The organism is Paraclostridium dentum (assembly GCF_012922555.1).
GTDB classification, from domain to species: domain Bacteria; phylum Bacillota; class Clostridia; order Peptostreptococcales; family Peptostreptococcaceae; genus Paraclostridium; species Paraclostridium dentum.
Genome location: NZ_WIPK01000011.1, coordinates 1 through 12,899, shown reverse-complemented (window position 1 = coordinate 12,899; position 12,899 = coordinate 1). Strand labels below are relative to the sequence as shown.

At 29.3% G+C, this 12,899-nt stretch carries 8 protein-coding genes, 1 pseudogene and 1 riboswitch; all 9 genes and pseudogenes read right to left on the bottom strand.

The genetic code is table 11. From position 1 onward, the window contains the following. Positions 1–117: 117 nt before the first annotated feature. A complete protein-coding gene (locus GFJ41_RS14080) occupies positions 118–723 on the bottom strand; it encodes an ECF transporter S component (RefSeq protein ID WP_170075677.1) in 606 nt (201 codons plus the stop codon). 110 nt (positions 724–833) lie between these two features. Then, positions 834–952, bottom strand: a riboswitch (FMN riboswitch). Positions 953–1,015: 63 nt separating this feature from the next. Beyond that, positions 1,016–2,179: an amidohydrolase gene (locus GFJ41_RS14075; RefSeq protein WP_021428294.1), complete on the bottom strand. Its 1,164-nt coding sequence runs from the start codon at positions 2,177–2,179 to the stop codon at positions 1,016–1,018. Between the two features lie 9 nt (positions 2,180–2,188). Then, positions 2,189–4,339 (bottom strand): Tex family protein, encoded by a 2,151-nt coding sequence (locus tag GFJ41_RS14070; protein ID WP_170075676.1) that lies wholly within the window; start codon positions 4,337–4,339, stop codon positions 2,189–2,191. A gap of 135 nt (positions 4,340–4,474) precedes the next feature. Then, a protein-coding gene (gene prfB / locus GFJ41_RS14065) for a peptide chain release factor 2 (protein WP_438943021.1) occupies positions 4,475–5,588 on the bottom strand; the annotation gives its coding sequence in 2 pieces (ribosomal slippage) (positions 4,475–5,524 and positions 5,526–5,588; 1,113 coding nt in all). Between the two features lie 14 nt (positions 5,589–5,602). Next, positions 5,603–8,275 carry a preprotein translocase subunit SecA gene (secA, locus tag GFJ41_RS14060; protein ID WP_150886818.1) on the bottom strand — a complete coding sequence of 891 codons (2,673 nt, stop codon included), beginning with the start codon at positions 8,273–8,275 and terminating at the stop codon, positions 5,603–5,605. A gap of 123 nt (positions 8,276–8,398) precedes the next feature. Continuing rightward, positions 8,399–8,950 carry a ribosome hibernation-promoting factor, HPF/YfiA family gene (gene hpf / locus GFJ41_RS14055; protein WP_035117693.1) on the bottom strand — a complete coding sequence of 184 codons (552 nt, stop codon included), beginning with the start codon at positions 8,948–8,950 and terminating at the stop codon, positions 8,399–8,401. A gap of 616 nt (positions 8,951–9,566) precedes the next feature. Continuing rightward, a complete protein-coding gene (locus GFJ41_RS18765) occupies positions 9,567–9,986 on the bottom strand; it encodes a ComF family protein (RefSeq protein ID WP_226887884.1) in 420 nt (139 codons plus the stop codon). A gap of 168 nt (positions 9,987–10,154) precedes the next feature. Continuing rightward, a pseudogene (locus tag GFJ41_RS20325) lies at positions 10,155–10,283 on the bottom strand (double zinc ribbon domain-containing protein); the annotation flags it as partial. A 28-nt stretch (positions 10,284–10,311) separates the two neighbouring features. After that, the gene (gene recD2, locus GFJ41_RS14045; protein ID WP_021428241.1) at positions 10,312–12,540 is read right to left on the bottom strand and encodes an SF1B family DNA helicase RecD2; all 2,229 of its coding nucleotides are present in this window, start codon (positions 12,538–12,540) and stop codon (positions 10,312–10,314) included. Positions 12,541–12,899: the final 359 nt, after the last annotated feature.

Genomic DNA, 12,899 nt, shown 5'->3' with positions numbered 1-12,899 from the left:
AATGATAAATATATAAGTTTTAGCGACATTTTGAAAGCATCTTTTAAGCTTTCATGGAGCGAAACTTATATATTTATCTATGAACACCCTAGTTTTTGGTATATCTCTTTAATTAATTTATTTTTTTAATATTACCTCCATCTTTTTATAAAGAGGTAATGTAATTACTGACATTAGTATTGCTTTAACTAAGTTAAATGGAGCTATCATCCAAATAACAAAACTCTTTAAATCTACAACATTAGGATTTATTACATGTCCCATATTTACTATAGCTTCCATAGGCATTACTTTCCCATAAAAAGGTAGTATCATGTAATAGTTAGTTAAACACCCTATTACTATCATAACTATTGTTCCTAAGAAAAATCCTAAAAATAATCCCTTTATATTTCTTTTGTGTCTATATGCTAATGATAAAATCACTACATAAGAACCCCCAATTAGTAAGTTTGATGTTTCACCTATCCAAGCTGTTGTTGATGCAGTCATAGCTTGAAATAAATTTTTAATAAGGACTATTGTAAAACCTGCCACTGGCCCTAATGCCATACCTCCAAATATAGCAGGAACATCTGATATATCTAGTTTTAAGAAATCAGGAAATATACCTGGAATAGGTATTGCTATAAACATTAAAATATAAGAAATTGCTGATAAAATAGCTACCTTTGTCATTGTATTTGTACTCATAGTTTTTTTATTGCTGAATATATTATCCATTTAAAAAACCTCCTAATTTTAATTTTAGGAAAAAGAAAAAGCCCAAAGAATCTCTTCGAGCTTAGTTTTTTAAGTATATTAAAGCAATAATATCTTTCTTATACATATATACTAATCCTCTCTCATCCAGACTTTACTGTCGGCCTTGGAATTTCACCAAGTCATGCTACAAATGTAGCTCGCGGGCTATACCGCCGGTAGGGAATTTCACCCTGCCCCGAAGATCTTACGTGCTATTTAATTTTCCTTATATCTATATATTATTAATAAAATTTAAATATGTCAATATTAATTAAGCTTGTTTTCTATATACAACTTTTCCATCAATTATAGTATACAGTACATTACTTTGAATTTCTAAAGGATTATTATCCCATATAACTATATCTGCATCTTTACCAACTTCTATAGAACCTACCCTATTGTCTATACCTAATGTTTTTGCAGGATTTATAGTTATTGCTTCTATAGCTTTTTTAGAATCCATTCCATGTTTAACTGCTATTCCTGCACATACAGGTAAGTAGTGTAGAGGAACTACAGGATGATCTGTAGTTAGTGAAACTTGCATTCCTGCATTTGATAAAACCCCAGCTGTATCAAAAGTTAAATTTCTTAATTCTATTTTTGATCTTTCAGAAAGCGAAGGTCCTACTATAACTGGGTACGCTTCTTCTACTAAATCTTCAACTATTAAATGTCCTTCTGTACAATGATCTAATGTTAACTTTAAATTGAATTCTTTTGCAATTCTTATCGCTGTAAACATGTCATCAGCTCTATGTGCATGTACTTTAAATGGAATTTCTCTATTTAATACTGGAAGTAAACTTTCCATTTTCATATCATAATCAGGCTTTTCATTTTCATCATCTTCTTCATGTAATCTTATATCTTCTAGATACTGCTCAGCTTCTTTTAATGTTTCTCTTAACATTGCAGCAATTGCCATTCTAGTTTGTGGAGCTTTTTCTTCTTGTCCATAACAACTTTTTGGATTTTCACCAAAAGCTATTTTTGATGCCACAGGATTTTTTATTATCATCTTATCTATTCTTCTACCAACAGTCTTTATAGCGATACATTGTCCTCCCATAACATTTGCACTTCCTGGTGTACTACATGCAGATGTAATTCCACCGTTTCTAGCTTCTTCAAAACTTCTTTCCATAGGATTTATTCCATCTATAGGATTTAAATGTGGTGTTATTGGATCTGTTTCTTCATTTCCATCAGCTCCCTCAAATCCCATACCATCTTCCCATAAGCCTAAATGTGTATGAGCATCTATAAATCCAGGAAAAATTAAACTTCCATTTGCATCTATAACTTCTACATCTAATGGTGCAACTATATCTGCTCCAATTTCTATTATTTTCCCATTTTCAATAAGTATGTCACCCTGTATAATTCCATTAGTGACTGTGTTTATAATTCCATTTTTTATAAAAAGCATTTATTCCTCCTATACTTCTTTTATATCTTTCATAGTTAAAGAAACCTTTTGTGTTTTTAAATCTATCCCTATTACTTTTACATCTATTACATCCCCTACAGTTACTACTGTCATAGGATCTTTTACAAATTTATTGCTCATTTGTGATTTATGAACTAAGCCATCATTTTTTATTCCAATATCAACGAATGCTCCAAAATCTACAACATTTCTTACAGTTCCTTTTAAAACCATACCTTCTTTTATATCTTCAATTTTTAATACATCTGTTCTAAGTACAGGTTTAATCCCTTCTTCTCTTGGATCTCTTCCTGGTTTTTTTATTTCAGATATAATATCCTTTAAAGTAACAATTCCTACTTCTAATTCTTCACTTAATTTGTTTATTCCGATATCTGCTATCTTAGAATCTATTTCATCTACATTTCTATTTTTCAAATCATTTAATGAGTATCCTAGTATCTTCAGTAAACTTTTACAAGTATCATAACTTTCAGGATGTACACCAGTATTGTCTAAAGGATTTTTTGAATTTGTTATTCTCATAAACCCTGCACATTGAGTAAATGCTTGTGGCCCTAATCTTTTAACTTTTTTAATTTGAGCTCTTGATGTAAAATCTCCATTTTCTTCTCTATACTCAATTATATTTTTCGCTATCGTTTTGCTGATTCCAGCTACATGTTCAAGTAATGAATATGAGGCTGTATTTAAATCTACACCTACAGAGTTTACTGCATCTTCTACAACTCCACTTAAAACTTCTTCTAATCTTTTTTTATTAAGATCATGTTGATATTGTCCTACTCCAATACTTTTAGGATCAATTTTTACTAACTCAGCTAAAGGATCTTGTAATCTCCTTGCTATAGATATAGCTCCTCTTATAGATACATTTATATCTGGATGTTCTTCATTAGCAAGCTCTGATGCTGAATATACAGATGCACCAGCTTCACTTACTATAGTGTATTGAACATTACTATTTATTTCGCCTATCATTTCAGATACAAATTGTTCTGATTCTCTTGATGCTGTACCATTACCTATAGAAATTATATCTATATTATATTTTTCTATAAGTCCTTTTAAAGTCTTCTTAGATCCATCTACATCATTTTGAGGTTTAGTTGGATATACAGTTGTATAATCTAATAACTTACCATTCTTATCTACAACAGCTATCTTACATCCAGTTCTATATGCTGGATCAAACCCCATAACTACTTTATCCTTTACAGGAGGTTGAAGTAATAAGCTCTTAACATTTTGTCCAAAAACACTTATTGCTCTTTCATGCGCTAAATCAGTTAGATGATTTCTTATTTCTCTTTCTATTGAAGGGAATATAAGCCTTTTGTATGAATCTTCTATAGCAGAAATTATTTCTTCTTTATTTACTTGGTTGTTTTTATTAACATATACATCAACTATATGGCTTATTACTTTTTCATTATTAATTTCTAATTTAACTTTTAAATATTCTTCTTTTTCTCCTCTATTTATAGCCAACACTCTATGTGGAGCTATAGTTTTTACAGATTCACTAAATTCGTAATACATATCATATACCGATTTTTCATCTTTTGAGTTTTTGCTTGATATAACGCCTTCTCTTAAAGCTAACTCTCTTATATACTTTCTTAGCTTGGCATCTTCTGAAACTAATTCTGCTATTATATCTTTAGCTCCTTTTAATGCATCTTCTTCAGAGTTTACATCTTTATCTTTATTTATATATTTCTTACATTCTAAATTTATATCTACTTTATCATTTAATATAGCTATAGCTAAATTTTCTAAACCTTTTTCTTTTGCAATAGTTGCTCTTGTTCTTTTCTTTTGTTTATATGGAGCATAAATATCTTCAACTTCTTGAAGCGTTTTAGCTAGCTTTATATTTTTTAATATTTCATCCGTTAACTTACCTTGTTCATCTATTATCCTTTGTACATCATCTTTTCTACTTTGTAAATTTCTTAAATAAACTAATTTATCATAAAAAGCTCTAAGTATAACATCACTCATTTCACCAGTCATTTCTTTTCTATATCTGGCTATAAATGGTATGGTATTACCTTCATCTATAAGCTTTATAGTATTTTCAACTTGAGAATCTCTTAAGTTAAACTCTTCTTTTAAAATTTTATTTATATCCAATTTAAATCCCTCCTAAAAAGGGGCGTGCCTCAAAATAAATAGATAAGAATAAATACATAAGCTTTTGCAACCATTAAAGCTTTGGAAGCAAAACTTATGCATTTTTCATACTATTTTGAAACACACCCTTATGTTCTATACATTATTTACTTTAGTCATTTTTAAATATTCATTTATAAATAAATCTATATTACCATCCATAACACTGTCAACATTTCCTATCTCAGCATTTGTTCTGTGATCTTTTACCAACTTGTATGGTTGGAATACATAAGATCTTATTTGGCTTCCCCAAGTTATTTGAGAATATTTACCTTGTAAATCTTCTATAGTTTCCTTTTGTTCTAATTCTTTTAACTCTATAAGTTTAGCCATTAACATTCTCATAGCAGTATCTTTATTGCTGTGCTGAGATCTTTGATTTTGACATTGAACAACTACACCTGTTGGTATATGAGTTATTCTTACTGCTGAATCAGTAGTGTTTATATGCTGTCCTCCAGCACCAGATGCTCTATATGTATCTATTTTCAAATCTGAAGGGTTTATATCAATTTCTATACTTTCATCTAATTCTGGAATTACATCAATTGATGCAAAAGAAGTATGTCTTTTTCCAGATGGATCAAAAGGAGATATTCTTACAATTCTATGCACTCCTTTTTCACTTTTTAAATATCCATATGCATTAAGTCCTTCAATTTGTATAGTTGCACTTTTTATACCAGCTTCTGTGTCTGATTGTAAATCTAATGTTTTAACTTTAAATCCTTTAGAATTAGCCCATCTATCATACATTCTCAGTAACATTTCGGCCCAATCTTGAGCATCTAATCCACCTGTACCTGCATTTATAGATAAAATCGCATTGTTTCTATCATATTCTCCACTCAATAAAGTTTTTATTTTAACTTTATCAATCTCTTTCTCAAGTGAAGTTATTGTACTTTCAACTTCTTTCTCTAATGAATCATCAGCTTCTTCTTGAGCTAACTCAAGAAGCACTTCTGCATCTTCTACAGATGATTGTAGATGATTGTACTCATCTAAAATATCTTTTAGATTTTTATTTTCTTGAAGTACACGCTGTGCTTTTTCATTATCATTCCAGAAGTCTTGTTCACTCATTATTTTTTCACTTCTAATAATTCTTTCATTCAGGCTTTCTATGTCAAAGAGAAGCCCTCAATTCTTCTATATTATTAGACATCTCTTCTATTCTATGTCTATATTCTTGTACATTAAGCATATACAACCTCCAAACTATCTACCGCAACACTTTTTATATTTTTTACCACTTCCACAAGGACATTCATCATTTCTTCCTGTTTCTTCATCTTTCTTAACAGGTTTATTTCCTTGACCTTCTTCTGCATTTGAAGATATTTTTTCCACATCTACTACTTGTTTTCTTTGTATCGGTTCTTCTATTGTAAAGTTATATAAATATCTTACAGTATCTTCTTGTATAGCTTTTGTCATATTATCAAACATATCAAATCCTTCTAACTTATAAGCTACAACCGGGTCTTGCTGACCTATAGCTCTAAGTCCGATACCTTGACGTAATTGATCCATGGCATCTATATGGTCTATCCAATAAGAGTCAACAGCTTGTAAAAGTATAACTCTCTCGATTTCTCTCATTCTTTCAGATCCAACCATATTTTCTTTTTCTTCATATATTTTTTTAGCTAAGTTATATACTGCGTCTATAACTTCTTCTTTTTTCATGTTTTCAAGATTTTCAGCTTCTAAGCTGCCTTTAGGCATAAACATATGATATAAATAATCTTTGTATGCATGTAAATCAAATCCTTGGTCTGTCACATATATATCATATCCATCTGATATTATAGCCATTATCATTGTTTGCACTTGCTCTTCTAAGTCTTCTCCTTCTAATACACGTCCTCTTTGTTCGTATATTATCTCTCTTTGTTTATTCATAACATCATCATACTGAAGAACGTGCTTTCTTATACCAAAGTTTCTTCCTTCAACTTTCTTTTGAGCATTTTCTATTGATTTAGTTAACATCTTAGCTTCTATAGGTGTTTCTTCATCTAATCCTATTTTTTCAACCATTCCAGAAATTCTATCACTTCCGAATAGTCTCATAAGCTCATCTTCTAAACTTATATAGAATCTTGAACTTCCTGGGTCCCCTTGACGCCCAGCACGACCACGTAACTGATTATCAATTCTTCGAGACTCATGTCTTTCTGTACCTATTATAGCTAATCCGCCAGCTTCTCTAACTTTATTCTGCTCTTCTTCAGTTTGTAATTTATATTTTTTAAGTATTTTATCAAAATCAGACTTAGCTTTCACTATTTCATCAGTTAACTCTATGCCTAAACTCTCTATATCAGCATCTACTTTGTTTATTATATCTTCAGGATATCCTATCTTCTTCATTTCTTTTTTAGTTAAGAATACAGGGTTCCCTCCTAAAACTATATCGGTACCACGACCCGCCATGTTAGTGGCGATAGTTACTGCACCTAATCTACCTGCTTGCGCTACTATCTCTGCTTCTTTATGATGGTTTTTAGCATTTAATACTTCATGCTTTACACCTTTTCTCTTTAAAAGCATAGATAGAACTTCAGATTTTTCTATAGATACTGTACCAACAAGTACTGGTTGATTATTCTTATGTCTTTCTATAATATCTTCAACGACTGCATTGAACTTTCCTAGTTCGCTCTTATAAACACAATCTGCTAAATCTTCTCTTAGTATAGGCTTATTAGTTGGAATTTGTACAACATCCATTTTATATATTGCTTTAAATTCTTCTTCTTCTGTTTTAGCTGTACCTGTCATTCCTGATAACTTATTGTACATTCTAAAGTAGTTTTGGAATGTTATAGTTGCTAAAGTTTTAGATTCTCTTTGTATTCTTAATCCTTCTTTAGCTTCAATTGCTTGATGTAATCCTTCAGAATATCTTCTACCGAACATAAGTCTTCCAGTAAATTCATCAACAATAACTATTTCGCCATCTCTTACAACATAATCTACATCTAACTTCATTATTTTATGAGCTTTTAATGCTTGATTTATATGATGGTATAACTCTATATGAGCTATATCTGTTATATTTTCAACATTAAAATAAACTTCTGCTTTTTGTATACCACTTTCAGTTAAAGAAACTGATTTTTGTTTTTCATCTATCTCATAATTATCTTCTTTTAAAGTATGTACAAATGTATTTGCATCACCGTATAGATGTGTTGATTTATCTCCAGGTCCTGATATTATAAGAGGTGTTCTAGCTTCATCGACTAATATAGAGTCGACCTCATCGACTATTGCATAGTTTAATTCTCTTTGAACCTTTTGCTCTTTATGTATAACCATATTATCTTTTAGATAATCAAATCCATATTCATTGTTTGTTCCATAAGTTATATCACATTCATACTGTTCTTTTCTTTCTTGAGGATTTTGTCCATGTACTATAACCCCAACTGTCATTCCTAAAAACTCATATATTTTACCCATTTGCTCTTTATCACGTTTTGCTAAGTAATCATTTACTGTTACAACATGTACACCTTTACCAGTTAACGCATTTAAATAAACTGGAGCTGTTGCAACTAAAGTTTTACCTTCTCCAGTTTTCATCTCAGCTATTCTTCCTTGGTGAAGAACTATTCCACCTATAAGCTGAACTCTATATTGTCTCATCCCAAGTACTCTTTTTGAAGCTTCCCTTACAACCGCGAATGCTTCTGCTAATACGTCATCTACTGTTTCCCCATTATTAAGTCTATCTTTAAAAACATTAGTCATATTTTTTAATTCACTATCTGACATTCCTTGAAACTTCGATTCTAAAGCATCTATCTCATCAACTGTTTTGCTGAATTTTTTCATTTCTCTTTTATCAGCCATATTAAATATATTATCTAAAAAACCCATATACTTATCTCTCCTCGTCCATTATATGTATAATATACATTCTACCATAAAATCTTTGCATTTTATATTTAAAAAGCTATCGATTATTATTTTTATCGATAGCTTTAATAACTAATTTAAATTCTACGCTTGTTCTATCATTCCATAACCGCCATTTTTTCTTTTGTACACTATTGATATATCATCAGTTTGAGTGTTTGTAAATATGAAAAAGTCATGTCCTAATAAATCCATTTGTAAAACTGCTTCTTCTGGACTCATTGGCTTCATATTAAATTTCTTATTTCTTTCTATTGAAATATTTATAGAATTTTCATTTTCATCATTTAACTCTTCTTCTGATAAATCTTCTATATGGCTAAATCTTATACTTTCATTTGATTGATGTTTATCTTGTACTCTTTTTTTATACTTTCTTAACTGAGTGTTTAACTTATCATATACTACATCTATAGCAGCATATAAATTTTCCTCTGTATCTTCTGCTCTTATTATAGGACCACTTATTGGTATTATAGTTACTTCTACTTTTTGTCTTGCCTTTTTAGCACTTACTGTAACTTTTACTTCTGTTTCTGGGTGAAGGTAGTAGTCTAATCTTTCTAATTTTTCTGCTACTGAATCCTTTATTGCATCTGTTAAATCCATTTGTTTCCCAGATATTGTTATATTCATAAGAACATCTCCCTTCAGGTATATATAAGTACAATAACTTATACTTATAATTTCTATGTTTAAATTCAATTTCCTTTATTTTTATTGTTAGCTTCTTGGAATCATAATATGCAAAGTAAATAAATTTATTTTTGTCGATTAATCGTAAACCTTGACCAACATGTGGATTGATTTATCATTATAACCTGTGGATAATGTGGATAAAAATGTTAATAAGTCTGTATTTATTTATTTTTACACATTCTTTACTCAATTTCTATCCACAGAACTAATGTTTATTTGTTATTAATTTGTTTATTGTTGTCATATTTTCGAATAAATTACAAAAAAATTGTATTTAAGCAAAAAAAAAGCACCTCTAAAGGTACTTTAGTAATATTTTAGCTGACCTGGTCTTTGCCCCCACACTCGCCTGCTGGAGATTTCGCTTGGGTTCGCCGCACTACTGACTCTCTCGATTTTAATATCGGCAGGTCTTACTTCTAAGCTGCACCATGATCATTAACCCCATTTTTAGGGTTAACTTACGTGGGTCCTTTCGCCTGCAACTGGCATGAACTTTCAACCACAGACCTAACACATTACTAATACATTTTAATATCTTAAGACTAATATGTCAATAACAATTTATTCTAGTTAAAAATGTACATATATAAATTTTTTTAACACCTTTAAGTTTCAATATTTTTGATATTTCATTTACAGTACTTCCCGTAGTAAATATATCATCTATAAGTAATACATTTTTATTTTTACATAAATTTATGCTCTTATAAAAACCAAATGCATTTTTTACCTCTCTCGATCTTTCTTCATTTGTTAATTTAAATAATTTAGTAGTATTCTTATTCCTGTATATAGAATCTAAAACCTTTATATTTTCTATTTTACCAAGCTTTTTTGCAATAAGTTTTGATTGGTTAAACCCTCTTTTTCTTTCCCTTTTCTTATGTAATGGAACATATAGTATGTAATCATAATTTATATTTTGAGTATCTAACTTTTCTTTCATTATCTTAGATATAATATTTGCCATAAATGTTTTATCATTATATTTAAACCCAAATACTATCTTTTTACTAGTTTCACTATATTCTATACATCCTATAGCTTTTTCAAAATAATACGTTTTATTTATACAAGACGGGCATCCATTTAATAAGTCTTCAGGCTTTAATGTTTCTATAGTTTCATTTAATATAGTTTTTCCACATTTTATACATCCATCATTTATAAAATTTAGTTCATTGAAACAATCTTTACATAATGAGTATGTATTATTTTTACTAATAGATTTATTACATATAATACATTTAATATTTTCAGGATATATTATATCTAAAATTTTATAAAAAATTGATTTAATTTTTTATCAGCACCCCTTCTTTTTTTAATCTATTCAATTTTTTACTTAAATTAGAGTGTCTATCATTTATCCTATTGTTTTTTATCATAAATTCTAAGTATTTAACATCTCCGACTAAAACTACTAATTGTTTAGCTCTAGTTACTGCTGTGTAAAGTAGATTTCTATTTAATAGCATAGGCGGAGCCCAAGTTACTGGAATTACAATAGCTGGAAATTCACTTCCCTGACTTTTGTGTATTGTCGTACAAAAACTGTGATCCAGTTCATCTAACTCAGAGTATTCATAAGACACTATTTTAGTTTTATCAAATAGAACATATATAATTTTGTTTTCCTTATCTATATGATAAATATAACCTATATCTCCATTGTATATACCTTCTCCACTTTCACTCTTATCTTCATTTTCCCATTTTTTAGTATAATTATTTTTTATTTGCATAACTTTATCGCCAACTCTAAAAATCCTTTTTTGTAGTGTTTCTTCAACTTTAAACTTTTCTTCTTTATTTAAATATTTTTGTAACTCTATATTTAAATTTGTAACACCTAAATCACCCTTTCTCATAGGTGCAAGAACTTGTATATCTTGTAGCTTGTCTAAGTTATAAAATTTAGGTAGCCTTTGGCTAACTAAGCCAACTATTTCTTCTAAAATTGCTTCATTTGTATCTTTTTTTATAAAGAAAAAATCTTTACCTTTAACATTTAGGTGAAGTGGCAATCCTTTGTTTATTCTATGTGCATTTACAACTATCATACTTTCCTGAGCTTGTCTAAAAATCTCATTCAATCTAACAACATTTATAACATCTGAATCAATAATGTCTTTTAAAACATTTCCAGCTCCAACAGATGGCAACTGATCACTATCTCCAACTAAAATTAATCTAGTTCCTGGTTTTATTGCTTTTAATAAGCTATACATTAAAACAATATCTACCATTGAAACTTCATCAACAATAACTACATCTGCTTTTATAGGGTCTTCTTCATCTTTTAAAAAAACCAGTTCTTCTGAATCTGTTGCATATCCCATTTCTAAAAGCCTATGAATTGTTTTCGCATCTTTATTAGAAGTCTCACTCATCCTCTTTGCTGCTCTCCCTGTAGGTGCGGCTAAAAGAACTTCTTGTTTATTATTTTCAAATACTTTTATTATAGTATTTATAGTCGTCGTCTTTCCTGTTCCGGGACCTCCAGTAATAACTACTAATCCACCTTCAACAGCTTCTTTTACTGCTAATACTTGATTTGTGGCTAACTTTATATCAGTTTCTTTTTCTATTTTTTCTATTTCTTCATCTATATCTATATTTAATTCTTTAAATTGAGATTGAGATAATTTTATGATTTGCTTACAAACTCCATTCTCAGATAGATAATATGGTATTAGATATATGTGCTCTTCATCTCCAAAATTTCTTTCAATATGAATTTTTTGATCATAAGCTAAGCTTAAAATTGAATCTGAAATATATTCATTATCTACCCCTAACAACTTGCTAGCTTCATCTATTAAGATATCCTTGGGTAAATATGTATGACCACTTCCTAAAGATTGATTTAATGTGTATAAGATACCTTGCATTATTCTATCTTTAGAAAATTTATCTATTCCTAAATTTGACGCTATTTTATCTGCTACTTTAAATCCTACTCCTCTTATATCTTCTGCTAACTTATATGGGTTTTTAGTTATTATATCTATTGCTTTATTCTTATATCTTTTATATATCTTTAAACAAAAATTAGGAGTTATTCCATAAGGAGATAAATGCATTATTATATTTCTTAATTCTCTATTTTCTTCATAACTTTTAGCTATCTGCTCAATTTTTTTGCTCCCTATACCCTCAACTTCTGAAAGCCTATGTGGAGAATTTTGAATAATATCCAAGGTATCTACTCCAAACTTTTCTATTATCCTCTTTGCCATCTTTTCTCCTATCCCTTTTATTACTCCAGAGGATAAGTATACATATATACCTTCTATAGATGATGGTGTCACTGGCAGAAATGAGTTAACCTCAAATTGAGTTCCATAAGTTTTATGATTTATCCACTTACCTTCAACTTCTATACTCTCTCCAACTGTTAAAGTAGGCATACATCCAACTATAACTATATCGTTATTTTCATTTGATAAATGAGCTATAACATATCCATTATCTTCATTTTTAAATATAATATCACTTACCATTCCTTCAATCTTTTCCATAAATAATCTCCTATAAAAATTCGATTCTCTTTAACAACTATGTATGTATGTAAGTTTTTGCTCTCAAAAATAATATATTGATTTAAGTAATCTCACTGAATCATTAATAATTCTTTCCTATATATAATTTCCTTAAGCATAAAAATGCTAATTTTAGCGTTTACATAATTTACTATTATTATACAGCTAAATTTATATAAAAAAAATAGAAGACTGTAAATCTACAGTCTTCTTACTTACTAATATAAATATTTATTATAATCCAGCTTGCTCTCTTAAAGCTTCAGCTTTATTAGTTCTTTCCCATGGTAAATCTAAATCAGTTCTACCAAAGTGTCCATAAGCTGCAACATTTTTGT